Genomic DNA, 24,366 nt, shown 5'->3' on the forward strand with positions numbered 1-24,366 from the left:
GAGTTCTCTCCGAATCGCCGCTCGATGCTTGGAGATCTCCCACAGATGCGAAGCACTACCTCCGGCCGACGCGGCCTGACCAGACTCCTCTCCGTCACCGCCGTGAGCGCGGTGGCCGGAGCGGCCCTCCTCGGAGCGGCTCCCGCGAGCGCCGCCGAGGGCGATGTCGCGATCGACATCCTCTCGATCAACGACTTCCACGGCCGGATCGAGGCTGACGGCACGACCGCCGGCGCCGCCGTCCTCGCCGGCGCGGTCGACTCCTACCGTGCCGCCAACCCGAACACGCTGTTCGTCTCGGCGGGCGACAACATCGGCGCCTCCACCTTCACCTCCAAGGTGCAGGACGACCAGCCGACCCTCGACGTGCTCAACGAGATGGGGCTGGACGTCAGCACGCTCGGCAACCACGAGTTCGACAAGGGCCGCGCCGACGTCGACGGCCGCGTGACCGACGAGTCCGACTTCCCGTACGTCAACGCGAACCTCTTCGACACGACGACCGGCGAGCGCGCCTACGACCCGTACTTCATCGCGGATCAGGGCGGCGTCTCGGTCGCCTTCATCGGCGCGATCACCGAGGACCTCCCGACGCTGGTCAGCCCGGGCGGCATCTCGACTCTCTCGGTCGAGCCGATCATCGACAACGTGAACGAGGTCGCGACCGAGCTCCAGGACGGCGACGCCGCGAACGGCGAGGCGGACGTCATCGTCCTCCTGCTGCACGAGGGCGCCGACGCCGACTCCGCGAAGACCAACACTCCTGAGGCCGACCCCGGATTCGGCCCGATCGTCACGGCTGTCGCTCCGAACGTGGACGCGATCATCTCGGGGCACAGCCACGAGGAGTACAGCACCTCGGTCAAGGCAGGCCGCGCGCAGCCGACGATCATCTCCCAGACCGGCAGCTACGCCGAGAACCTGGGACACATGACGGTGACCGTCGACCCGTCCACCAAGGAGATCACCGGTCTCACGAACGAGAACGTCGTGCTCACGCAGGTCGTCCCCGACCCGACGGACGCCACCAAGACCACCATCGTCGGTGCCTTCCCGGCCGACCCCGAGGTCGCTGCCATCGTCGACGAAGCGGTCGAGTTCGCGATCGTTCCCGGCAGCGTCCAGGTCGGCACCATCACCGACGACATCTCCCGCGCCTACCGCGAGGACGGCACCACGACGAACCGCGGCTCCGAGTCGACGCTGGGCAACCTCGTCGCCGACGCGCAGCTCTGGGCCACCCGTGAGCTCGGCACCCAGATCGCCTTCACCAACGCCGGCGGCCTGCGCGACGACCTCGACTTCGCCGCCAGTGCTGAGACCCCGGGCGACGCCGACGGCGTCGTCACCTACGCGGAGGCCTCCGACGCGCAGCCGTTCGCGAACACCCTCGTGACGCTCCAGCTCACCGGTACCCAGATCAAGGACCTGCTCGAGGAGCAGTGGGTCGGCAGCTCGGCTCACCCGCAGCTCAAGCTCGCGACCTCGGCCGCGCTGACCTACGTCTTCGACCCGGCCGCTCCTTTCGGCTCGCGCATCTCGGAGGTCTTCTTCGACAACCAGCCGATCGACCCGACGGCGACCTTCACGATCGTGACGAACAACTTCCTCTCGACCGGTGGCGACGGCTTCAGCACCTTCACCGAGGGTGTCGGCACGGCCGATTCCGGACGCATCGACCTCGACGCGTTCGTGGCCTACATCCAGGACCTCGGGACGGTCAGCCCGGACCCGGTCCAGCGCTCGGTCGGCCTCACCGCCAACCTGCCCGAGTCCGGTGAGTACGCGGTCGGCGACACGATGACCGTCGACCTCTCCTCCCTGCTGTTCAGCACCGGAGCGCCCACCGACACTGTCGTGACCGTCTCGGTCGACGACGCGGTCGTCACCACCGCCGAGATCGACCCGACGCGGGCCGTGACCGACGACTCGACGGGTCGCGCCTCCGTCGCCGTGCCGATCGGCGAGAGCCTCGCCGGTGCCACGCACACCGCGAGCTTCGCCCTGGGCGACGCGACCGGCACGACGATCAGCCTCGACTTCGCAGTCGCGGCCGTCGCCACCACGCCCACCCCGACCCCGGAGCCCACCGAGACCGTCATCCCGACGACCCCGGCGACGACGGCCCCCGCCGTCCCGGGCGCTTCGGGCGGCTCGACCGGTCACCTCGCCGCGACCGGCGTCGACGCGACGCCGGCCTTCGCGGCCGGGATCGCGGCCCTGCTGCTCGGACTCGGCATGACCGTGGCGCGCCTGCGCCGCCGCACCGCCGCGAAGTAGCACTCGCACAGGAGAGGCCCCGCGGTTCGCGCCGCGGGGCCTCTTCCGCGTTCACGGGTGCGGTGATCGCAGGGACCCCTGGAAACGCGAGAACGCCGCCTCCCCGGAGGGGGAGACGGCGTCGGAACGCGATGAGGTGCTGTCGCGGAGCGCGGGGCTCAGTGGCGGACGGGGACCTGACGGTATCCGTCGCGGCTGGCGACGAGCACCGTCGACACCGTGCCCCATGCGGCGACGGCACCGAGGACGACGAGGATTGCGATGCTCATGAGTGTTCTGCCTTTCGTTGCTCCGACGTGTCTGCCAGGTTTGGCGATCCATCCGCCGGGATGCTCTGTACAACGTCCACTCTCGGGCTTTCTGTTCCTTAGGACAATCGCACTGTTCTTGGCCTGACGTGTAGCGTTCCTACATGGACGTCCGACGGCTGGAACTGCTCCGGGAGCTCTCGATGCGGCGCTCGATCACCGCGGTGGCGGCGGCGACGCACCGCACTCCCTCGGCGGTGTCGCAGCAGCTCAAGGTGCTCGAGCGCGAGGCGGGAGTGCCGCTGATCGAGCGCTCGGGACGCGGCGTCGTCCTCACCGCGGCCGGCCGCGAGCTGGCCCGCAGTGCCACCGAGATCGCGACCGCTCTCGAGCGCGCCGATGCGGTGTGGCAGACCTTCAAGAACAACCCGATCGGCGAGGTGACGATCGCGACCTTCCCGACGGCCGGGCAGATGCTGCTGCCGGACGCCCTGGTCGCGCTGCGCAGCGTCGAGGGGCTCGTGGTGCACTGCGAGGACGCGGATCCCGGGACCGACGAGTTCCTCGATCTCACCGCCGACTTCGACATCGTCCTCGCGCACTCGCCCACCGGCCGCAGCGCCTGGGCCGGGCACGGCCTCGCGATGGCGGAGCTGATGGTCGAGCCGCTCGACATCGCATTGCCACTCGGCCACCGGCTCGCCGACCGCGCGACCGTCACGGCGGGCGACCTCGTCGGCGAGACCTGGATCGGCGTGCCCGACGGCTTCCCGTTCGAGCGGATCATGCAGGAGATCGAGACGACCTCGGGCGAGCCGGTCCGCGTCGAGCAGCGCTTCGCCTCGACCCGCGTGACGGAGGCGTTCGTCGCGGCCGGCCTCGGCATCGCCGTGGTCCCGCGCTACACCGCGGGCACGGCCGGCATCGTCGTGAAGCCCCTGCGCGGCGTGAACTCTGTGCGCCACATCGTCGCGCTGATGCGCCCCGACCGCGCGGAGCGGCTCTCCGTGCGGACCGTCGTCCGCGAGCTCCGCGCCCAGGCGGGCCGCCTCCTCCACTCCATGTGACCGCGCCCGGGGAGCCGCGATGCGGCACCCCCTCATGACTGACCGCGGAGCCGCGAGGCGGCGCCCCCTCATGGCCGGCGTCGGAGCCGCGAAGCGGCGCCCCCCTCATGGCCGGCGTCGGAGCCGCGAAGCGGCGCCCCTCTCATGACCGGCGTCGGAGCCGCGATGCGGCGCCCCTCTCATGCTGGTCGAGTAGCCGCGCAGCGGCGTATCGAGACCCGACGTCCTCCAGAGCGGGAGCCTGCAGACCGCCGTTCCGACGGTGGTGGATCTCGATACGCCGACTTCGTCGGTTACTCGATCAACATGATGCAGACCACCGTGCTGACCATGGCGGATCTCGATACGCCGGCTCCGCCGGCTACTCGATCAACATGGTGCAGACCACCGTTCCGACGGTGGTGGATCTCGATACGCCGGCTCCGCCGGCTACTCGATCAGCATGCTGCGCCCCCCTGCATGCTGGTCGAGTAGCCGCGCAGCGGCGTATCGAGACCCGCCGGCTCTCAGGCGCGCTACCCGATCCGCCGCCGCCTCGCCACTCGGCCCGCGCCCGGCCGGGCACAGGGGACAATGGAGGCATGACCGATCCGCTCGACTCCTCGCCGCGCCCCGACGACGTCGAGATCACCCGCGAGGAGGTCGACGTCCGCCGCTCGCCGCGGGTCTGGCGCATCCTCGCGCTCGGCGCGGGCCTCGGCGCGATCGTCGCCTTCGTGCTCACCTTCGCGCTGCCCGAGACCGAGGGCTTCAGCCAGGCGCAGGTCTTCGGCTTCAGTCTGCTGCTGTTCGTGACGATCTTCGGCGGTCTCGCCGCGCTCGTCGTCGTGATCCTCGACCGGGTCGTCGGCCGCCGCGTCGTCCGCACCACCGCCGAGCGCACGGTCGCCCGCGAGGCGGACCGCGACGACGAGCCGACGGACGAGCTAGACGAGCCGGACGATGCCCCGGACGAGAACGAGGCGCCCGGCACGGAGCCGGACGCCTCGACGCGCTAGAGACGGCGCTCTACACGCGCAGCGGTCAGCGGCGCTTGCGGCTGCTGCGGCTCGTCGAGCGCGCGGCGTTCTGCGTGGCGCGCTTGGCCTTCTGCGACTTCTTCAGGCGACCCGCGATGAACGTCAGGAGCAGGGGCAGCAGGCGGTAGATCACGGGGACTCCTCGTCTCGGGCGCACGGAGCGGCGCTCCACGATCATGGACGATCCGTCGCCGCACGGCACCCCGTTGCGCGCACCCGGGCGCTGTGCCTGCCGGATGCGCGCTCTCCCAGCGTCAGCTCAGCTGCGTGCGCTCCACCCAGTCGAGGTACTCCGGCGTGACGGTGCCGGTGACGTACTCGCCGGTGAAGCAGCTGGTCTCGAGGTCGGTGACGTCCGAGCCCTCCAGGATCGCCGCCTTCATGTCGGCGACCTCCTGGTAGATCAGGTAGTCGGCGCCGATCGCCTCCGAGATCTCGGGGATCCGGCGGTTGTGCGCGACGAGCTCCTGCCGAGACGGCATGTTGATGCCGTACACGTGCGGGTAGCGCACCGGCGGCGCCGCGGAGGCGAAGGTGACGCTGTTCGCGCCGGCCGTGCGAGCCATGTCGACGATCTCCTTCGAGGTCGTGCCGCGCACGATCGAGTCGTCGACGATCAGCACGTTCTTGCCCTTGAACTCGCTCGACATCGCGTTCAGCTTCTGCCGCACCGACTTCTTGCGTACCGCCTGCCCGGGCATGATGAACGTCCGGCCGACGTAGCGGTTCTTGTAGAAGCCCTCGCGGTACGGGATGCCCAGCTTCTGCGCGACCTGCATCGCGGCGGGGCGCGAGGAGTCCGGGATCGGCATGACCACGTCGATCGCGCCGCCCGGCGTGTACTCGGCGATGGTGTCGGCCAGCCGGTCGCCGAGGCGCAGCCGTGCCTCGTAGACCGAGATCCCCGAGAGGATCGAGTCGGGCCGCGCGAGGTACACGTACTCGAAGGAGCACGGGATGAGGCGCGGGTTCTTCGCGCACTGACGGCTGGTCATCCGCCCGTCGGGGGTGATGAAGATCGCCTCGCCGGGAGCGACGTCCCGGACGATCTCGAAGCCCTGCGCCTCGAGGACGAGCGACTCGGAGGCGACCACCCAGTCGTCCGGTCCGTTCACGTTGAAGCGGCGGCCGACGATCAGCGGCCGGATGCCGAACGGGTCGCGGAACGCGAGCAACCCGTGGCCGGCGATCAGCGCGATGGTGGCGTAGGAGCCCTCGACCCGCTCGTGCACGCGGGCGACCGCGTCGAACACCTCGTCCGCGTCGAGGTCGCGGCCCGAGATCGAGGCCTGCAGCTCGTTCGCGAGCACGTTGACCAGCAGCTCGGTGTCGGAGGTGGTGTTGAGGTGGCGGCGATCGACGGTGAAGAGCTCCTCGGTGAGCTCGCGCGTGTTCGTCAGGTTGCCGTTGTGGATGAGGATGATGCCGTAGGGCGCGTTGACGTAGAACGGCTGCGCCTCCTCCTCGCGCTCCGCGTTGCCCTTGGTGGCGTAGCGGACGTGCCCGAGGCCCATCGTGCCGAGCAGCGAGCGCATATCGCGGGTGCGGAACGCCTCGCGGACCTGCCCCGCCGCCTTCTTGATGTGCAGCGTGCTGCCGTCCGCGGTCGCGATGCCGGTCGAGTCCTGGCCGCGGTGCTGCAGGAGGGAGAGGCTGTCGTAGATGGACTGGTTGACCGGCCCGGAGGACACGATCCCAACGATTCCGCACATGCCGGAGGGGCTCCCAAGGGGATAGCAGGGGGGATTGACGGTCCATCCTGGCACGCGGAGGACGCATCCCCTAACGGTTCGCTCCCGGCGGATCCGCCCGGGCGACGGCGCTCGCGGGTCGCGGCTCGGGCGGATCGGTCGGTCGGCGGTCCGGCTCACCGGACGCGCGCTCGGCCGCAGCCAGCTGCTCGACGGCCGGATCGGGCCGGCCGAAGATCTCGGCGATCGCGGCGCTCACCTCGGCGGCGGTGAAGCCCGTCGTGAAGTGCAGCTCCGGCCAGCGGTGATGGAGGACCGTCGCGCGGAGCAGTGGGCGGACGATTGTCGCGTCAGCCAGGGGCAGCGTTGTGCGGAGACGGCGTCCACCGTGACGATCCTGTTGGATCTCCACCGGCGTGCTCGGCTCGCTGGGTCCGTCGGTGATCGTCACTTCGACGACGTCGTGGTTCTCGAAATACGCCTGTTCGCTTCGCGTCAGCATCATCAGCGCGAGCAGTGAGCGCTTCCTCTCGCCGGAGAACTGCAGCTCGTCACGTCGCCACGCGGGCAAGCGCGTCGCTTGGAGGACGATGCCGGCCGCGACGTCGAACGTCTTCCACGAGACGACGACGGTCCGTCCGGTCGTGCAGTCAGCCTCAGTCATCGGGTCCTTCTCTGTGTGCGAAGAGTCATCCCGAAGGCTCGCTGGAGTCCGAAGGCGGATCGGCAGAATCGGCCGACGAATAGTCGCGTCTACCTTCGCTGGTCAGGTTCACCCCATGATCGCGCGCGATTGCGAAGGAATGGACGATCTCGTTGCTCATGTTCGCACCTCTATTCCTTTTTTTCTGTCGAACGATGCCCTGCTCCGAATGCGCGTTATGCCCCACGATGCCCTGGCTTCAGCAGTGGGTTCAGCTCAACGCTCGAGCAGGACGGTGGTGAAGCTGTACGACCTCACCGGAGAGTTCTCCCAGGCCTGCCCGATCATGCTCGATGTTCGTCGGAACGTCTCGCGTTCTCCCGGGTCGTCCGCCAACAGCTCGCCCGATCCGCGAACGAGAATCAGAAAAGAGAAAGCCTGGTACCAGGACAGGTCTCTCATCTGCTCCGCGAACGAGGGCCAGTTCTCGACCTTCCACGGGAATTCCAGCGCACGTCCGTAGCAGTCCCAGAGCTGCTCGACGGTCCGCATCCCGCTCGCGTGAAGTTCGATCAGCCCGCCGTCGGTCTCTGTGACGTCGATCAGGTCTGTCAACTGCAGATCCTCGGTCTTGACGTCGAACAGCCACGGCCTTCCCGTGTAGGGTCTCGGCTTCCTTGCTCCACTGGATGCACGTTCTCCGGCGACCATCATGTCCATCGACCCATCGCTCGGAGCCACGTTGCTCGTGCCTCCCGGGGAGTTCGATGGCAAAGCCTGGTGCTCGATGTCATCCGTGAACGTGTCAGAGTTCCAAGAATGTCGGCTCCTCTTTTCCGAAGATCTCGAGGAATGCCCGCGATATTTCGTCGGGGTAAGCGCCTGTTGTGTACCACAGTTCAGGCCAGCGGTGGTAGATAACGGTGGAGTACAGCAAGTCGTAGATTTTCGGAGCGAGACTCGCGGGGATCTGCACCCCAAGCGTCGCGGCCGCGGGTTCCTCCTTGTGTTCGCTTGTAGTTTCCCAGATTTCCTCGCGTCGAGTAAGGATATCTGCTGCCGACGCCTTCGTGATGCAGACGAGCACCCTGGAGACGTTTCCCACCTCGTCGGCGTAATCCCGCGCTCGTCTTGCCAAACTGTAGAAGTATTTGACCTCTTCCTCTTCAATTCCAATTCTCTCTTGCGTGGCATGAGGAAGCTGCCTTGAATCGGCAAAAAGACTCAATGCTAGGTCGAAGGATTCGTATGATATAGATTTCATGTCGCCAGCCTTTGCGTCACCGCAAGCCGTTTCTGATTGACCGCGCCTTCGTGTCTGCGAGCCAGGTGCCGCCTCGACTCACATCCAGTCCGTGTCGGATGCCGAAGTCGTAGATGTACTCGACCTCCGGCAGCGTGAGTTCGGCATCCCGCTCATACCCCTGCGTGATCACTCCTTCGTAGGCCAGTTCGAATTCTCCTGCTCTGACGAGAGATTGAGCTATCTCCATCTCCTCGGCAGTGAGCAGCCCGGGAATCGCGATGATCTGCATCAGTTGCTTCTTCACGTGGTTCTCCCCCTCTCGGCACCGGTGCTGAAGGCGCGCGTCTCGAGAACCGTCCCTCGCCGACGTCGATAGGTGAGCAGATCTCATCGCGTTGCGAATTGAAAGCATGGCAGCCGCGGCGGGCATCTCCCCTGAGGATCTTCGAAGCCGATCGGATCGAGAGCCGAGCGGCTCACTGCTGAAGGGGCTCGGGAGAGCGCGCTACGCCAGTGCGGGAGCGGGCTCGGTCTCTGAGCGGAGCGCTTCCGACCAGCGCGGCGCCCGCCGAAGCTGGCGCGTCGTGCGGGCCGCCGATGGCGCGTCCTGCGTCAGCAGCCGATCGAGGAGATGACGTACCCGCCGCCCACGTAGGACGGCCCGTGGAAGCCCCAGGCGTTGAGGTCGGTGGCGTTCGTGACGCCGGCGACGAGGGCGGGCTGCGAGCGGCCGGAGTTGTCGAGGTTGCCGCCCCAGGCGTAGACGGTCGCGTTCGAGGCGAGCGCCAGGTAGGTGCCGTCCGTGCTGAACACCTTCGTCAGGGTGATGCCCGCGGGGATCGTCCTCGCCTCCGTGCGGTAGGCGTTGCCGGCGGGCTGCGCGGCGAAGAACTGGGCCACCGCTCCCGCCGTGGTCACGTACACGCCGCCGGTGTAGCCGTCGACGGACCAGGCGTGGGACGTCGTGACGTTCTCGGCGCGCAGGATCCAGCCCGCGCCGCCGGGCGACGAGGTGAACGCGGCGCCCTGCGTCCACAGCTCGCCGGATCCGGTGAGGGCGTAGACGGACAGCTGGCCGGTCTCGAGTTCGACGATGTCCGCCGGCGCGCCGACCAGGGCGGTGAGGGCGTGGCTGCCGTTCCAGACGCTGACGCCGCCGTCGGCGAGGAGGATCCCGCCGCCGAAGATCAGGACGCCGTTGGCTCGGCGGTAGCTCCAGGTGCTGATCGCCGATGCGCCGGCCGTTCCCGCGATGAGCGTGGCGGCGACCTGCTCGCCCGAGGTCGCGTTCGCCCACCAGTGCAGGCCGGTGCTGGTGAGGGCGTAGCTGTAGCCGTCGTTCGACTCCGCGGCGAGGACCGTGCCGGTGATGCCGGTCACCGCCACGACGGTGAGCGGCCCGGTGCCGGTCCCCGTGCGGTACCACTGGCGGACGGAGTCCGCTCCGGCTCCCGCGGCGATGCCGCCGGCGGAGGTGTTGCCGGCCTGGACGCAGGTCCAGGTGTCGATGAACACCATGCCCGTCGCCGCGGCCCCGGCGAACGTCAGGGTTCCGGGAGCCGTCACCGGGGCGCCGAGGTTCGCGCCCCAGTAGCGGACCCGGCCGTCGGCGGTCAGCACGGCGGCGTTCCGGCCGGCGCTGGCGGCGAGCTCGTCACCGGAGATCGCGCCGTGGACGCCGTCGACGAGCCCGGGCACGGGGGCGGTGGAGAACGTCGGCCGCTGGTTCGCTCCGCCGGGGGAGCGGGTGAGCTCCAGCACCTGGCCCGGGCTCGCCCGCACCGTGCCCTGCGCGAAGGCGATCGCCGTCCCGTACGTGGCCGTGATCGTGTAGGAGCCCGCGGAGCCGGAGGCCGTGAACGCCGGTACGGCGACGGCGCCCTCCGTGCCGACGGTCACCACGGCGGAGGCGCCGCCGGCGGAGAAGCCCAGTCCGGGCGGGAGCACGACCGTCACCGAGCCGCCCTTCGCCGCGGGCGACGTTCCGTCGAGGGCGCGGAAGAGGACCGTGCCGGCCGGCACGACGTCGCAGCGGACGCTCTCGAAGCCGGTGACGTCGAGCAGGTCGGGCGGCCCGACGGGCTCGGTCGGGGACGAGGCGGAGGCCAGGGGCGCCGAGACGACCGCGGCGACCGTGGGGATCGTCCAGGCGGCGGCCGCCACGATCGAGCGGCGGCGGAGCGGCGAGCCGGACGGAGAGGCGGAGTCGGGCATCAGGATTCCTCGAGGGGCGCGGAGGACGGCGTGGAGCGCGCTGCCGTCCTGGATGAAGAGGGGACGCGCCGATCATGGCAACGCAACCATCGCCGTGTCTGCCGTGCTTCTCAGATCAACCCCTGAAGGGGGTGCGGTCCGACCGCGCCTCGGAATCGGCCCTCAGCAGCGGCCGGCCTCGCCGCGCGCGGGCGGCTCCGGCTCGGCGAGAGGACGATCGCGCAGTGACCGCCGCCAGGCGACCTCGTTCTCGAGCTGTCCCGACCTCGTGAAGAGAACCACCTGGTGAGCATCGGGCAGGGCGTTCGCGAGCGCCGTGCGATCGGCGGGGGTGAAGCCGAGTGTCTGCCAGAAGGCGCCCGAGCGGCGCGAGAACAGCCAGGCCTCCCTCGCCCCGCTCTCCGCGGCTGCTCTCAGCGCGTAGCGCGCGAGGGACGTCCCGGCTCCCGTCCGCCGGCGATCGGCCGCGACCGCGACACTGCGGATCAGCGCGTAAGCACCGTCTCCGCTGAGCTCGAAACCGGTGCTGCCGCAGATCGTCCCGTCCTCGCGACGGTCGATCCAAAGGCGGACCGAGCGGTCCTCCAGGCCCGCGAGGGTGAGATCCGCTTCCGAGAGGAAGGCGCGGAGTGCAGCGAGGTCGTCGGGCAGGGCGGGAGCGAGCAGCACGAAGACGATCCTGGCGAAGACGGGGATCGCGGGTCGTCCCCGGCGGATCGCAGCGTCTGCGTGGCGCGGCCCTTCGGTAGGGTCGTCGCGTGAGCAACGAGACGAGCAGCTACGCCCGCGCGGGAGTCGACACGGCGGCCGGGGACCTCGCCGTCGAGCTGATGAAGGCGGCGGTGTCCGCGACCCACGACCGCAACGTGCTCGGGGGAGTGGGCGGGTTCGCCGGCCTCTACGACGTCTCGTTCCTCAAGGACTTCCGGGCGCCGCTGCTCGCGACCTCGACCGACGGCGTCGGCACGAAGGTCGCCATCGCGCAGGCGATCGACAAGCACGACACCATCGGTCAGGACCTCGTCGGCATGGTCGTCGACGACATCGTCGTGGTCGGCGCCCGCCCGCTCTTCATGACCGACTACATCGCCTGCGGCAAGGTCGTCCCCGCGCGGATCGCGGACATCGTCGCGGGGATCGCCCGCGCCTGCTCGGCCACCGGGACCGCGCTCGTCGGCGGCGAGACGGCGGAGCACCCCGGGCTGCTCGGGCCGGACGACTACGACGTGGCCGGAGCGGCCGTCGGCGCGGTCGAGGCGGACGCGGTGCGCGGCGCGGACCGGGTGCGAGACGGCGACCTGGTGATCGCGATGGCGTCCTCCGGGCTGCACTCCAACGGCTACTCGCTCGTGCGCCACATCCTCGCCGAGAAGAAGGTCCGCTTCACCGACACCTCCGCCGAGCTCGGGGGAGTCGTGGGCGAGGTGCTGCTCGAGCCGACCCGCCTGTACACGGCGCCGCTGCTCCGGGTGCTCGAGGACGACGCGCTCGGCGCGGGCGTGCACTCGATCAGCCATGTGACCGGCGGCGGGATCGCGGCGAACCTGGCGCGGGTGCTGCCGCGCGGCTCCTGGGTCGAGGTCGAGCGCTCCAGCTGGAGCCCTGCCGACGTGTTCCGGGCGCTGGCCGCGATGTCGGGGGCGACGCTGGAGAGCACCGAGGGCACCTGGAACCTCGGCATCGGGATGTTCGCCGTCGTCGACGCCGACGCGGCGCCGGCGGTGATCGCGGCGCTCGAGGCGTCGGGCGTGCCGTCCTGGGTCGCGGGCCGGGTGTCGCTGAGCGAGCGCTCGCTCGACGGCTTCGAGCAGGGCGCCAAGGGCGTGGACGGCGGCGCGGTGCGCCTGGTCGGCTCGTACGCGGGCTGACCGCGGGGCGGTCCGGCTCGACCTTCGGCACGTGGGACGGGCCTCGGCACGTCGGAATCGGCTGATCGGGCGTGCCAGAGGTGGTTTCGCGTGCCGGAGGTTGCGGCGGTGGAGCTTCGGCACGTGGAACGGGCCTCGGCTCGTCAAAATCGGCTGATGTGGCGTGCCGGAGTTGGACCCGCGAGCCGGGGGTTCCGGCGGAGGAGCTTCGGCACGTGGAGCGCGCCTGGGCACGCGGGAATCGGCTGATTGGGCGTGCCGGAGGTGGTTTGGCGTGCCGGAGGTTGCGGCGGTGGAGCTTCGGCACGTGGAACGGGCCTCGGCTCGTCAAAATCGGCTGATGTGGCGTGCCGGAGTTGGACCCGCGAGCCGGGGGTTCCGGCGGAGGAGCTTCGGCACGTGGAGCGCGCCTGGGCACGCGGGAATCGGGTGATTCGGCGTGCCGGAGCTGGATCGGCGTGCCGGAGGTTGCGGCGGTGGAGCTTGGGCTCGTCGAACGTGCCTGGGCACGCTGGAATTGGCTGATTCGACGTGCCTGAGCTGAACCTGCGTGCCGGAGGTTCCGGCGGTGGACTCTCGGCACGTGGGACGGGCTTCGGCTCGTGAGAATCGGCTGGTTCGGCGTGCCGGAGGTGGTTTCGCGTGCCGGAGGTTCCGGCGGTGGACTCTCGGCACGTGGGACGGGCTTCGGCTCGTGGGAATCGGCTGATTCGGCGCGCCGGGGGTGGTTCCGCGTGCCGGAGGTCTGGCCGGAGGGGTGAGCCCGCGTCAGGCCGGGCGGTGGCGGCTCGCCGGCGATGGAGCCCCCGGGGCGGCGGGCTGCGCGGGAGGGCGCCGGCGCTCGGGGGCGTGCGCCCGCTCCCAGGAGTGCTCGCGGCGGGTCAGCAGCCAGGAGCCCCAGGCGCAGAGCAGGAAGGCGGCCGCCGTCGCGAGCAGCGCGGTGATCCAGGTGGCGGCGTCGCGGCTGACGAGGAGGTTCGCGGCGAGGATCAGCACGCCGAACGCGGCGCCGACGCTCGTCCCGGCGATGAAGGCGCCGCTCCGGCGGCTCATCGCGCGGACGGTGACCATGCCGGCGATCGCGCCGAGGCCTCCCACCGCGCCGAGGCCGGCGCCGGAGGCGACGCCCATCAGCATCCCGAAGCCGACCAGCGCGGAGGGGTCGAGCGCTCCGGCGGCGAGCGCGCTCGGGAGGTAGAGGGCCAGGGCGACCGCGGCTCCGACCGCGCCGCCGACGAGGACGGCGCCGATCAGCAGTGCGGCGGTCACGGACATGATCCGGGCGACCGGGCGCGCGGATCCTTCGGGTTCGAACATCGCGGCTCCATCGACGCGGACCCGCGGGTCGTTCCGCGGGTGGACTTCGGACACTACGCCTCCGACAGCCCTCGCGGGGTCGGCGCGGCGGAGTCCTCGCGGTGCGGCCAGGTCCGCCGGGCCGACGCTCGGGAGCGGTGGCCGATGCTGCGTCCTGCGGCGTCGCGGAGTGAGTGACGCCGGTCCGGCGGCGCGGACTCGGCGGCGCGGACTCGGCGGCGCGGACACCGCGGCCCGGACACAGCCGCGCGGACTCAGCCCCGCAGGCTCAGCGCCGCAGGGTCTCGCTCGGCAGCTCGCCGAAGCGCTGGGTGTAGTGCTGGGCGAACCGGCCGCCGCTGATGAAGCCCCAGTGCGCGGCCACGTCGCCGACGACGAGGGTCTGCGGGCCGCCGGCGACGAGCTCGTCGTGGGCGAGGTCGAGGCGCACGCCGCGCAGGTACTGCCGCGGCGTCATCGAGTAGGCGCGCTGGAAGGCGAGCTGGACGCCCCGCACGGTCAGTCCGGCGGCGTCGGCGATGTCGGCGACGCCGAGCGGCAGGTCGGCGTTCGCGTGCACGAACTCGACCGCCCGTCGCAGCCGCCGGGCGCTGACCGAGTGCGGTGCGGAGGGCAGCGGGACGACCCGGTGCGCGAAGGCCTGCAGCACGGCCGCGGCGGCGACCTGCGACGCGGACTCGCGCTGCAGCAACGAGGGCGCCTTCACTCCGGTGAGCGTGTCGCGGAGCACCCGCACCGCCGCCCACCAGGGGGCGGGCGAGTGCGCGAGCGGGGCGAAGCGGATCGGGCCGGGCGCGGTGCCGTGCCGCTCGGCGGCGGCGCGCTCCAGGTAGGCGGAGTCGAAGTGGACCAGCGCGTCGCGGTACTCGCTCGTCTCGAAGCCGAACGGGCGGCCGGAGGGGAACATCGCCGGCCGGCCGGCGACCAGCCGGTTCTCGTCGCGGCCGAGGTCGAGGCTCGCGCGCCCGTCGTTGAGCCAGAGCACGACGTAGACGCCGGTGGGCTCGACCGTGCCGCGGACCGAGCCGAGGAAGGAGGCCGCGTGCAGGCTCACGGGGCCGGGGCCGGTAGACGCGTAGCGGTAGGCGAACGGGACGCGGGTGTGCTCGGCGCGGAAGCCCGACCCGTTGTAGCCGCGGGAGTAGAACGCGCGCGCCTCGTCGAGGTCGCGGCCGCGCGTCTCCGAGTGCCACACGGGCGACGGCGCGGACGCGGGCTTCATCTCGACATCCTGGCAGCGACGACCGACATCGAGCGCGCCCGGGCGGTCGGCGCGCTCACGAGCCGAGCCCCCGGTCCAGCCAGAACAGCCCGAGCGCGGCGACGTCGGAGGTGCCGACGATCGCGCCGGAGCGGACCATCGCCGCCACCTCGGCGTCCGGGAACCACTGCTGCCGCATGTCCTGCTCGGTCTCCTCGCGCTCGGGCTCGCCGTGCTCGAGGTCCTCGGCGAGGAAGACGTCGCACGACTGCGCGACGAACCCGTCGGCCTCGCTGAGCCGGCCGAGCGGTCGGAGTCGTCCGGCGCGCAGGCCGGTCTCCTCGCGCAGCTCGGCACGCGCGAGCGCCTCGGCGTCGCCGCCGGGCGAGTCGTGAGGCCAGCCGCCGGACGGGAACTCCCAGGTGCGGCGGCCGATCGGGTAGCGGTACTGCTCGACCAGCCAGAAGCCGTCGCGCTCGCGCGGGACGATCAGCGCGTAGTCGGCGCGCTCGACGACCGAGTAGACGCCCTCGACGCCGCCGGGCCAGCGCACCTCGTCCTCGCGGACGCGGATCCACGGGGTCTCGTACGCGACACGGGTGGAGAGCTGCTCGACGCGGCCGTGCTGCCCGGAGTGCTCCGGGAACGCAGGCTGCTCCGGAAGCGGAGACCGCTCCGGGAACGCAGAAGCCGCGGGGTCGCTCGACTGGAGCGGCCCCGCGGCGGAGGAGGGATCAGGCACGCTTCTGGTGCTGCTCCTCGACGAGGTCGGTGTCGTCGCCCTCGTCCTCGTCGTCGATCCACTTCGAGTAGTCCGGCTCGTCCGGGTGGCTGAGCTCGCGCTCGAGCGCACTGTAATCGACCGTTGGGCTGAACGACTTCAGCTCCCGAGCGATCTTGGTGTTCTTTGCCTTCTGACGGCCGCGCCCCATGGGTGACCCCCTCACGATGACAGGCCAGACGGGCAGTGAGCCGGCTGGAGAAAAAGAAGCAGACAGGAAGTATGAAATCTAGCCGGTAGTTTAGCAGACGAGGCACCGGCCCCCCTGTGCGCGAGCAGCGGAGTGAGCGGCGCCTCCCGACCGCGTGGGGAGCACCGTGGACAGTGCGCTCGATCCGCGGCCCGTCGTCGTGGTCGGCGCCGGTCAGGCGGGGCTCTCGGTCGCCTACTACCTCCGCCGTCTGGGCCTGCGCCCGGGCGTCGACTTCGTCGTCCTGGACCGCGGGCCGCGCGCCGGCGGCGCCTGGCAGTTCCGCTGGGAGGCGCTCCGGCTCGGCTCCGCGCACCGCGTGCACGACCTCCCCGGGATGGACCGGCTCGGGCTGTCGTTCGCGACCGCGGACCGCCGTCGGCCCGCCCGCGACGTGGTCACGGAGTACTACGAGGCCTACGAGAGCGCCTACGAGCTCGCCGTCCGGCGGCCGGTGGCGGTGCGCGGCGTCAGCAGCGCGACGATCGGCGACAGGACGGCACCGCTCGTCGTGGAGACCGACGGAGGCAGCGAGCGCGCGCGGATCCTGGTCAACGCCACCGGGACCTGGGGCTCGCCGTTCCTGCCGTACTACCCGGGCCGTGACGGCTTCGAGGGCGTCCAGATCGACACGACCGAGTATCTGCGCGCCGCCGACTTCGCCGGGCAGCAGGTGATCGTGGTCGGCGGCGGGACCTCCGCGATCGGCTTCCTCCTCGAGCTGGAGCGGGTCGCCCGCTCGCTGACCTGGGCGACGCGGCGACCGGTGGTCTACCGGGACGGCGAGCAGCTCGCGCTGGAGTCGGCGGTGGAGGCGGTGGCGGAGCAGGACCGCGCGGCGCGGGCGGGCCGCGCGCTGCCGAGCATCGTCGGCGGCACGGGGGTGCAGCGCACGCGCCGGGTCGTGGCGGGGATCGAGCGCGGCGTGCTGCACGAGCGCGGCATGTTCTCCTCGATCGAGCCGCACGGGGTGCGCTGGCCGGACGGCTCCTACACCCGCGCCGACGCGATCATCTGGGCCACCGGCTTCCGCCCGGAGCTGCGGCACCTCGCGCCGCTCGGCCTGCGCGAGCGCGAGGGCGGGGTCGCGGTCGAGGACGGCGCGTCGCTCACGGACCCCCGGGTCTTCTTCGCGGGCTACGGGCCGACGGCGTCGACGATCGGCGCGAACCGCTCCGGCCGGCGGATCGCCCGCGCGGTCGTGGCGCGGCTGTCCTGACGGCGGGGGCTGCCGACGCGGGCGGATCTCGACACGGCCGCTGCGCGGCCTCCTCGATCAGCATGGACCGCTGCGCGGGCTGCTCCATCCGCATGAGGCGGCGCCGCCCGGTGAGGCGGTGCGCTTGCATGCTGGTCGAGTAGCCCCGGAGGGGCGTATCGAGACCCACCATGGTCGGGACGGTGGTCTGCCGGCCCCGTGTCCTGGTGAGGGTGGATCTCGATACGGCCGCTGCGCGGCCTACTCGATCAACATGCCGCCCGGGGAGGCGGCGCCCTTCCATGCTGGTCGAGTAGCCCTGCAGGGGCGTATCGAGACCCTCCGTCGTCAGGACGGTGGTCTGCAGGGTCTGTGTCCTGGCGATGGTGGATCTCGATACGCCCGCTGCGCGGGCTACTCGATCAGCAGGATTCGGGACGTCCCGGTGAGGCAGTGCCTTTGCATGCTGGTCGAGTAGCCCCGCAGGGGCGTATCGAGACCGGCCGTTGTCAGGACGGTGGTCTGCAGACCCGCGTCCTGATGGTGGTGGATCTCGATACGCCCGCTGCGCGGGCTACTCGATCAGCATGGGCGGGCCCGCTGCGCGGGCTGCTCGATCAGCAGAGGGGACGGCGCGGTCCGCTGCGCGGGCCGCTCGTTCGGTGAGGGCTGCTGGGTCGGCAGGAAGAGCGGAGCCTCCGCCGCTCAGTGGGCGTCGCGCCAGTCAATGGGGACGACGGAGCCGCGGTAGCGGATCCCGTCGACGCGGATCGAGCCGGCGAGGGGCGGCGTGATCGGCGCGACGACGAGCGTCGAGCCGCGGGGGGCGAGGCCGAGGGCGGCCGAGAGCACCGCGATCGAGGCGGCCGCCGACCACGCCTGCGGGCGGCAGGCGGCGGGGTACGGCACGGGGGCCGCCACCTCGGCGGCGGCGTCGCCGGAGTGCAGCTCGGGCATCCGGTAGCCGAAGCCCTCGGCGGCGGCGAGCAGTCCGCGGGAGAGGGCGGTCGCCTCCGCGCCGAAGCCCTCGCGGGCGAGCCCGGTCACGGCGATCGCGGTGTCGTGGGCCCAGACCGAGCCGCCGTGGTACGAGAGCGGCCAGTAGCCGCCGGAGTCGGTCGAGAGGGTGCGCAGCCCGTAGCCCGAGTCGAGCTCGGGGGAGCCGAGCAGCTCCGCCACGCGGGCCGCCTGCTCCGGCTGCAGGATTCCGGTGCCGAGCAGGTGCCCGATGTTGCTGGTGACGGTGTCGACCGGGCGCTTGGCCGCGTCCAGCGCGATCGCGGGGTGCCCGCCATCGGCGTCGTCGATCCAGAAGGCGCCGGTGAAGCGGTCCTTGAGCGCGGCGGCGTACGCGCGCCACTCCGCTCCGTCGCGGCCGAAGTGCTCGAGCAGCGCGGCGCCGCCGACCGCCGCCTCGTGGGCGTAGGCCTGCACCTCGCAGAGCGCGATCGGCCCCTCGGCGAGGCTGCCGTCGCGCCACTGGATCGAGTCGCCCGAGTCCTTCCAGCCCTGGTTCGCGAGGCCGTGGCCGGTGGTGTCGACGTACTCGAGGAATCCGTCGCCGTCGGAGTCGCCCTCGTCGCGGAGCCAGCGCAGCGCCGCGTCGAGCGCAGGCAGCAGCGCCTCGACCTCCTCGTCCGCGAGGCCCCAGCGCCAGGCGTCGTGCAGCAGGCAGATCCAGAGCGCGGTCGCGTCGACGGTGCCGAAGTAGAGCGGCGGCAGCGAGACGCCCTCGCCCGGGATCTCGAGGGTCGTCGAGCGCAGCTCGTGCATGATCTTGCCCGGCTGCTCGGCCGTCTCGGCGACGTGCTCGGTGCCCTGCAGCCCCGCGAGGACCCGCAGGGTCGAGGCGGCCAGCTCCGTGCCGAGCGGGAGGAGCATCCGCGCTGCCCAGATCGAGTCGCGGCCGAAGAGGGTGAAGAACCAGGGCGCGCCGGCGGCGAGGAAAGGCTCGTCCGGCCGCTCCAGGGTCACCATCCGCAGCGCGTCCAGATCGTCGAGCGCGGCGCGGCACCAGGAGGCGAGCCGCGAGTCGCCGGCCTCGACGACGGCGCCGGCCCACTCCGCGGGACCGGGGGCGGCGCCGACGACGGCCGCGGAGTCGGTCATCGCGATGCTCCAGGCGACCTCGACCGAGCCGCGGGCCGGGACGACGACGTCCCAGGAGAGCGTCCCGCCGGGGGAGACCGCGGCGCCCTCGGCCCGCACCTCGGCGCGGGCGCCGGTGTGCGTCCAGACCAGGGAGGAGCCGTCGACGGCGGTCGCCACAGCGGTCTCGTCCCGCAGCCCGGCCTTCACCACGTGCACGAGTGAGAAGTCGGGGTCGAGCGCGAGCTCGACGGTGGTGGCGACGGCGTCCGGCAGCGCCGACTCGAGCCGGATCCGCTCCTCGAGCCCGCCGGCGGTGACCGTGCGGAGGCGCACCACGCGCAGCCGCGGGTCGGCGGCGTCGTCGTCGAGGTGGCGCGCGAGCGCGGTGAAGCGGGCGGAGGAGGCGCCGTCGCGGCCGACCGCGATCGACTCGAGCGGCTCGCCGCCGACGAGCAGGCGCAGGCCCGCCAGGACGCGGACGTCGCCGTGGTAGAGCCCGTGCGCGGGCAGCGCGCCGAGCTCGCCGGCGTCGTCGCTCCAGAGCTGGGTGGGCGCCCGGAGCAGGACGACGGCGTCGTTCAGCAGGGGCTGCCGGGGCGGGCGGGGGTGGTCGTCGTGGTCGGTCGTCACGGTCGACTCCTCACTGGATCGTCGGTACTGGAGCGTACGGCCGGTTGACAGCGCCGTCGCCGCAGGTAACATTACCCAGGAATTTGATCGATCAAATAACGCGCAATGCGGGGATTTGAACGATCAAGATCCCGCACCACCACCGCACACCCGTCGAGGAGGACGCATGGCACTGCCGACCGTCGAGGACGTCGCCCGCGCAGCCGGTGTCTCGCGCCAGACCGTCTCGAACGTGCTGAACAGCCCGCAGATCGTGCGCGAGAGCACGCGGGAGCGGGTGGAGAAGGCGATCGGCGACCTCAACTACCGGCCGCACGCCTCCGCCCGGCGCCTGCGCACCCGCAAGTCGGGGACGATCGGCGTCCGGATGGACCGGGTGCTCGATGGCATCTCGGGCAGCCTGCTCGACCGCTTCCTGCACGCCGTCACCGAGCAGGCCGACGCCCGCGGGATGCGGATCCTGCTCTACACGGCGGCGAGCCCGGAGGAGGAGATCGAGCGGATCGGCAAGCTCCGCGACGGCGCGGACGTCGACGCCTTCGTGCTCACCTCGACCTTCTACGGCGACCAGCGCACGGCCTGGCTGATCGAGCAGGGCGTCCCGTTCGTCACCTTCGGGCGCCCCTGGGGGCTCGACGACCAGGGCGACCCCCAGCACCTCTGGGTCGACGTCGACGGCGCCGCGGGCGTCGCGCAGGCCACCGCGCATCTCGCCGACGAGGGCTGCTCGCGGATCGCGTTCTTCGGCTGGCCGGACGGCTCGGCGACCGGCGACGACCGCCGCAGCGGCTGGGAGCGGGTGATGGCGGAGCGCTTCGCCGGCGTGCCGCTGCTCGTCGCGGAGGCCGAGGACGACGTGCAGCGCGCGCGCTCCGCGGCCATCGCCTTCCTCGAGGCGCACTCCGAGGTCGACGGGCTCGTCTGCGTCTCCGACTCCCTCGCCCTCGGCGCCTCGATGGCGGCCGTCGCGGTCGGCCGACCGAGCCTTGCGATCGTCGGCTTCGACAACACCCCGGTCGCCGGCGCCGTCGGCCTCTCCAGCGTCGAGCAGGACCTCGGCGCGGTCGCGGCCGGCGCCCTCGAGCTCCTCCTCGGCGAGCAGGGCGACGACGTCGTCCACCGCCCCCTCGCACCGGGGGAGGCGCATCGCCTCATCACGCCGCACCTCGTCGTGCGCACTCTGCTCCACCACTCCGAGAGCTGACGCCGCACACCGCGCGCCTCCTTACCCCACGACTCCCCACGACTCCCTCCCGAAACCCATGAAAGGTCAGAACATGACGCACAGCACCAGAACGGCACGCTGGGGTGCCGCGGTCCTCGCCGGCGGCCTCGCCCTCTCCCTCGGCGCCTGCTCGAGCGGCGGCGGCGGCGGATCGGACGACTCCGCCGGGCTCACCGTGATGATCGGCTCGTCCGGCGACGCCGAGACCACCGCCGTCACCGACGCCGTGAACTCCTGGGGCGAGGCGAACGACACCGCCGTCGACGTCGTCGCGGCCAGCGACCTCACCCAGCAGCTCGGCCAGGGCTTCTCGGGCGGCAACCCGCCCGACCTCTTCTACATGAGCTGGGACCAGTTCCAGACCTACGCGAGCAACCGCTACCTCGAGCCCTACGCGCAGGACGCGGACGACGCCGACGCCTTCTACCCGGCGCTGCGCGACGCCTTCACCTACGACGACCAGTTCTACTGCGAGCCCAAGGACTTCTCGACGCTCGGCCTCGTGATCAACACCGACCTCTGGGCGGCCGCGGGCCTGACCGACGCGGACGTCCCGACCGACTGGGCCTCGCTCCAGTCCGCGGCGCAGAAGCTGACTGCGAACGGCGTGACCGGGCTCTCCTTCGGCCCCGAGTACGCGCGCATCGGCACCTTCATGAACCAGGCCGGCGGCTCGCTGCTCTCCGAGGACGGCACCACCGTCACCGCGGACACCCCCGAGAACGTCGCGGGACTCACCGAGGTGAAGACGCTGCTGAGCGACGGCGTGCTGAAGTTCCCGGCCGACCTCGACTCCGGCTGGTCCGGCGAGGCGTTCGGCAAAGGCGCGGCCGCGATGGTGATCGAGGGCCCGTGGATCAACGGTGCGCTCGAGGCCGACTACCCGGACGTGAACTACACGGTCGCCGAGCTGCCCGCGGGCCCCGGCGGCAAGTCGACCTTCACCTTCAGCAACTGCTGGGGCATCCCGGCCGGCAGTACCACGGCTGACCAGGCCGAGTCGCTCGTCGCGTCGCTGACCTCGGACGAGCAGCAGCTCGCCTTCTCGGACGCGTTCGGCGTGATCCCCTCGACCGAGTCGGGCGCGGCGGAGTACGCGAGCAAGTACCCCGAGAACGCCGCCTTCGTCACGGGCAACGACTACGCCGTCAGCCCGGTCGCCTTCGCCGGCGCCGCCACCGTGATCACCGACTTCAACTCGGCCCTCGAGGGCCTGGCGTCGGGCGACCCGGAGGCGATCCTCGCGGACCTGCAGACCAACCTGCAGGACGCGCTCGACACCGCGAACGCGAAGTAGCGCGGGACGACGCCGATGAGCACCGCCACCGCCTCCCGGAGCCGCCGCTCCGGCATCCGCGGGAACGAGGCCCGCTACGGCTGGCTGTTCACCCTCCCCGCGATCCTCGTCGTCGGCGTCTTCCTGGTCGTCCCGATCGCCCTCGCGCTCTGGGTGAGCGTCAGCAACTGGAACGGCCTCGGCTCGCCGCTGGGCCCGACCGCGCAGTTCGTCGGCACCGACAACTACCGGGCGGTGCTCCTGGACTCCGGGCTGGCGCAGAAGGACTTCGGCACGGCGATCCGCAACAACGTCTACTACGTGCTGCTCGTCGTGCCGCTGCAGACCGCGCTCGCGCTGTTCCTGGCGGTGCAGGTCAACCGCCGGGTGCTGCGCGGGCGCGGCTTCTTCCGCACCGCGTTCTACTTCCCCTCGGTGACGTCGTCGATCGCGATCACCGTGATCTTCCTGTTCCTGTTCTCGGCCTCCGGCGTCGTCAACGCGGTGCTCGGCTGGTTCGGTGCGGACGGCCCGACCTGGATGGCGGACCCGACTGGGGTGCTGCACTCGCTGCTCGGGCTCGTCGGCGTCGACGGCGCGTGGTTCGCGGGCGGCGCTCCGCTGGGGCTGACCTGGTGGGACTGGCTGTCCGGTCCGTCGGTGGCGATGTGCGTGCTGATCACCATGGCGATCTTCACCACCTCGGGCACCTTCATGCTGCTGTTCCTCGCGGCGCTGCAGAACATCGGCGCCGAGATCGACGAGGCGGCGCTGATGGACGGCGCGGGACCGCTGCGGAAGTTCTTCTCGGTGACGCTGCCGATGCTGAAGCCGACGCTGTTCACCGTGCTCACCCTGGGGCTGATCGGCACCTGGCAGGTGTTCGACCAGATCTACCTGACCGGAGGCGGGGCTCCGGGCAAGACGCTGCTCACGCCGGCGTACCTCGCCTACGAGTCGTCGTTCACGGACCTCCGCTGGGGCCAGGGCGCAGCGATCGCCTTCATCCTGTTCTTCATCATCGTCGTCCTGACGCTGCTGCAGCGCGCGATCCTCCGCGAGAAGGGCGAGCCGAGCGCCCGCCGGACCCGCCGGGCCGCCCGCGCGGACGCCGCGACGACCCTCACGACGGGAGGAGTGCGATGAGCACCCTGGTCGACTCCGCGCCGCGCACCGAGGCCGAGCCGCCGCCCCAGGCGCCGCTGCCGCACCGCCGCGTGCAGCTCGGTGCCCGCGGCCGCGCCTCGCTGATCGGCGGCTACCTGCTGCTGATCGGCCTCGCGCTGGTCTACATCTACCCGTTCCTGATCTCGGTGGCGTCGTCGTTCAAGACCGACGCCGACGCGACCTCGAACCCGCTGTCGCTGCTGCCGGCGACCTGGTCGTTCGCCTCCTACGAGCGGCTGTTCACCGACGTGCCGCTGCCGCTCTGGACGCTGAACTCGGTGATCGTGACCGTCTTCGTCACGGTCGGGCGGGTGTTCTTCGACTCGCTCGCGGGCTACGCGCTCTCGCGGCTGCGCTTCCGCGGTCGGGGGCTGCTCTTCGCGCTGTTCATCGGCGTGATGAGCGTGCCGGCGGTGGTGCTGCTGATCCCGCGGTTCCTCATCCTCAAGCAGCTCGGGCTCTACGACAGCTACGCAGGAATGATCGTGCCGCTGATCGTCGATGCGGCGGGCATCTTCATCATGAAGCAGTTCTTCGATTCGATCCCCCTGTCGATCGAGGAGGCCGCGCGGATCGACGGGGCCGGCGTCTTCCGGACGTTCCGCTCGATCGTGGTGCCGATGGCGCGGCCGGCGATCGTGACGCTGTTCATCCTGTCGTTCCAGGGCTCGTGGAACGAGTTCTCGCACTTCGTCGTCTCGCGGCAGTCGCCGGAGCTGAACACGCTGACCACGGGCGTCGCCTCGCTGGTCTCGGGGCAGCTGGGCACCGGCAACCAGTACCCGCTGCAGCTCGCGGCGGCCGTGCTGATGTCGATCCCGGTCGCGGTGCTCTTCTTCGTCTTCCAGCGGCGGATCATGAACACCACGGAGGGCGCGGAGAAGGGCTGACGCCGAGGGCGCGCACAGCGCGCTGTGCCTCCGGGTCTCGATACGCCGCGTGCCGCGGCTACTCGACCAGCATGAAAGGGCGCGCGATGCGCGCTGTGCTTCCGGGTCTCGATACGCCGCTCCG

At 71.3% G+C, this 24,366-nt stretch carries 23 protein-coding genes; 9 read left to right on the top strand and 14 right to left on the bottom strand.

Annotated elements, in window-relative coordinates; translation table 11 throughout:
• Nucleotides 1-45: 45 nt before the first annotated feature.
• From EDF17_RS18215 to EDF17_RS18225, 3 genes are all read left to right on the top strand, one after another.
• Nucleotides 46-2,280 (top strand): bifunctional UDP-sugar hydrolase/5'-nucleotidase, encoded by a 2,235-nt coding sequence (locus EDF17_RS18215; RefSeq protein WP_123448057.1) that lies wholly within the window; start codon nucleotides 46-48, stop codon nucleotides 2,278-2,280.
• A 412-nt stretch (nucleotides 2,281-2,692) separates the two neighbouring features.
• Nucleotides 2,693-3,595 carry a LysR family transcriptional regulator gene (locus tag EDF17_RS18220; protein WP_123448058.1) on the top strand — a complete coding sequence of 301 codons (903 nt, stop codon included), beginning with the start codon at nucleotides 2,693-2,695 and terminating at the stop codon, nucleotides 3,593-3,595.
• A gap of 581 nt (nucleotides 3,596-4,176) precedes the next feature.
• Nucleotides 4,177-4,593, top strand: a complete 417-nt coding sequence (locus EDF17_RS18225) for a hypothetical protein (protein WP_123448059.1) — start codon at nucleotides 4,177-4,179, stop codon at nucleotides 4,591-4,593.
• Nucleotides 4,594-4,618: 25 nt separating this feature from the next.
• Here the strand turns inward: EDF17_RS18225 and EDF17_RS20515 are convergent, their stop codons facing one another.
• The 9 genes from EDF17_RS20515 to EDF17_RS18255 form a co-directional block, all read right to left on the bottom strand.
• Nucleotides 4,619-4,747 carry a hypothetical protein gene (locus tag EDF17_RS20515; RefSeq protein ID WP_260303555.1) on the bottom strand — a complete coding sequence of 43 codons (129 nt, stop codon included), beginning with the start codon at nucleotides 4,745-4,747 and terminating at the stop codon, nucleotides 4,619-4,621.
• A gap of 121 nt (nucleotides 4,748-4,868) precedes the next feature.
• On the bottom strand, nucleotides 4,869-6,326 hold the full coding sequence (gene purF / locus EDF17_RS18230; protein WP_123448060.1) for an amidophosphoribosyltransferase: 1,458 nt from the start codon (nucleotides 6,324-6,326) through the stop codon (nucleotides 4,869-4,871).
• 70 nt (nucleotides 6,327-6,396) lie between these two features.
• Nucleotides 6,397-6,969 (bottom strand): hypothetical protein, encoded by a 573-nt coding sequence (locus EDF17_RS18235; protein WP_123448061.1) that lies wholly within the window; start codon nucleotides 6,967-6,969, stop codon nucleotides 6,397-6,399.
• 25 nt (nucleotides 6,970-6,994) lie between these two features.
• Nucleotides 6,995-7,129, bottom strand: coding sequence for a hypothetical protein (locus tag EDF17_RS20520; protein ID WP_260321757.1), 135 nt, complete (start codon nucleotides 7,127-7,129; stop codon nucleotides 6,995-6,997).
• A gap of 95 nt (nucleotides 7,130-7,224) precedes the next feature.
• Entirely contained in the window at nucleotides 7,225-7,668 is a 444-nt protein-coding gene (locus EDF17_RS20015; RefSeq protein WP_166649739.1) for a barstar family protein, read from the bottom strand.
• A gap of 85 nt (nucleotides 7,669-7,753) precedes the next feature.
• On the bottom strand, nucleotides 7,754-8,212 hold the full coding sequence (locus tag EDF17_RS20020; RefSeq protein WP_166649740.1) for a hypothetical protein: 459 nt from the start codon (nucleotides 8,210-8,212) through the stop codon (nucleotides 7,754-7,756).
• A 16-nt stretch (nucleotides 8,213-8,228) separates the two neighbouring features.
• Nucleotides 8,229-8,498 carry a hypothetical protein gene (locus tag EDF17_RS18245; protein WP_123448063.1) on the bottom strand — a complete coding sequence of 90 codons (270 nt, stop codon included), beginning with the start codon at nucleotides 8,496-8,498 and terminating at the stop codon, nucleotides 8,229-8,231.
• A gap of 308 nt (nucleotides 8,499-8,806) precedes the next feature.
• Nucleotides 8,807-10,408 carry a hypothetical protein gene (locus EDF17_RS18250; protein ID WP_123448064.1) on the bottom strand — a complete coding sequence of 534 codons (1,602 nt, stop codon included), beginning with the start codon at nucleotides 10,406-10,408 and terminating at the stop codon, nucleotides 8,807-8,809.
• A gap of 162 nt (nucleotides 10,409-10,570) precedes the next feature.
• A complete protein-coding gene (locus tag EDF17_RS18255; protein WP_123448065.1) occupies nucleotides 10,571-11,077 on the bottom strand; it encodes a GNAT family N-acetyltransferase in 507 nt (168 codons plus the stop codon).
• A gap of 89 nt (nucleotides 11,078-11,166) precedes the next feature.
• On the opposite strand from EDF17_RS18255, the gene purM reads away from it, so the two are divergent.
• Nucleotides 11,167-12,276, top strand: a complete 1,110-nt coding sequence (gene purM, locus EDF17_RS18260; RefSeq protein WP_123448066.1) for a phosphoribosylformylglycinamidine cyclo-ligase — start codon at nucleotides 11,167-11,169, stop codon at nucleotides 12,274-12,276.
• 768 nt (nucleotides 12,277-13,044) lie between these two features.
• Here purM and EDF17_RS18265 read toward each other — a convergent pair.
• From EDF17_RS18265 to EDF17_RS18280, 4 genes are all read right to left on the bottom strand, one after another.
• Nucleotides 13,045-13,593 (bottom strand): hypothetical protein, encoded by a 549-nt coding sequence (locus EDF17_RS18265; RefSeq protein WP_123448067.1) that lies wholly within the window; start codon nucleotides 13,591-13,593, stop codon nucleotides 13,045-13,047.
• A gap of 268 nt (nucleotides 13,594-13,861) precedes the next feature.
• Complete coding sequence (locus EDF17_RS18270) at nucleotides 13,862-14,815, bottom strand: helix-turn-helix transcriptional regulator (protein WP_123448068.1); 954 nt, start codon at nucleotides 14,813-14,815, stop codon at nucleotides 13,862-13,864.
• A 55-nt stretch (nucleotides 14,816-14,870) separates the two neighbouring features.
• Nucleotides 14,871-15,536: an NUDIX hydrolase gene (locus tag EDF17_RS18275; RefSeq protein ID WP_166649741.1), complete on the bottom strand. Its 666-nt coding sequence runs from the start codon at nucleotides 15,534-15,536 to the stop codon at nucleotides 14,871-14,873.
• Nucleotides 15,529-15,726, bottom strand: coding sequence for a DUF3073 domain-containing protein (locus EDF17_RS18280; RefSeq protein WP_123448069.1), 198 nt, complete (start codon nucleotides 15,724-15,726; stop codon nucleotides 15,529-15,531). Before EDF17_RS18280 ends, EDF17_RS18275 begins: the two co-directional genes overlap by 8 nt.
• A gap of 166 nt (nucleotides 15,727-15,892) precedes the next feature.
• Between EDF17_RS18280 and EDF17_RS18285 the strand changes: the two genes are divergently transcribed.
• Nucleotides 15,893-16,984, top strand: coding sequence for an NAD(P)-binding domain-containing protein (locus EDF17_RS18285; RefSeq protein WP_243732966.1), 1,092 nt, complete (start codon nucleotides 15,893-15,895; stop codon nucleotides 16,982-16,984).
• Nucleotides 16,985-17,668: 684 nt separating this feature from the next.
• Here EDF17_RS18285 and EDF17_RS18290 read toward each other — a convergent pair.
• A complete protein-coding gene (locus tag EDF17_RS18290; RefSeq protein WP_243732967.1) occupies nucleotides 17,669-19,684 on the bottom strand; it encodes a glycogen debranching N-terminal domain-containing protein in 2,016 nt (671 codons plus the stop codon).
• A 166-nt stretch (nucleotides 19,685-19,850) separates the two neighbouring features.
• Between EDF17_RS18290 and EDF17_RS18295 the strand changes: the two genes are divergently transcribed.
• The 4 genes from EDF17_RS18295 to EDF17_RS18310 all read left to right on the top strand — a co-directional run bounded on the left by EDF17_RS18295 (nucleotide 19,851) and on the right by EDF17_RS18310 (nucleotide 24,242).
• Nucleotides 19,851-20,888, top strand: a complete 1,038-nt coding sequence (locus tag EDF17_RS18295) for a LacI family DNA-binding transcriptional regulator (protein WP_123448072.1) — start codon at nucleotides 19,851-19,853, stop codon at nucleotides 20,886-20,888.
• Nucleotides 20,889-20,961: 73 nt separating this feature from the next.
• Nucleotides 20,962-22,206, top strand: coding sequence for an extracellular solute-binding protein (locus EDF17_RS18300; protein ID WP_123448073.1), 1,245 nt, complete (start codon nucleotides 20,962-20,964; stop codon nucleotides 22,204-22,206).
• 15 nt (nucleotides 22,207-22,221) lie between these two features.
• On the top strand, nucleotides 22,222-23,331 hold the full coding sequence (locus tag EDF17_RS18305) for a sugar ABC transporter permease (protein WP_123448074.1): 1,110 nt from the start codon (nucleotides 22,222-22,224) through the stop codon (nucleotides 23,329-23,331).
• Nucleotides 23,328-24,242 (top strand): carbohydrate ABC transporter permease, encoded by a 915-nt coding sequence (locus EDF17_RS18310; RefSeq protein ID WP_123448075.1) that lies wholly within the window; start codon nucleotides 23,328-23,330, stop codon nucleotides 24,240-24,242. The genes EDF17_RS18305 and EDF17_RS18310 overlap by 4 nt, the downstream gene beginning before the upstream one ends.
• The last annotated feature ends 124 nt before the right edge of the window (nucleotides 24,243-24,366 follow it).

Source organism: Rathayibacter sp. PhB1 (assembly GCF_004362935.1).
Taxonomy (GTDB): Bacteria; Actinomycetota; Actinomycetes; order Actinomycetales; family Microbacteriaceae; genus Rathayibacter; species Rathayibacter festucae.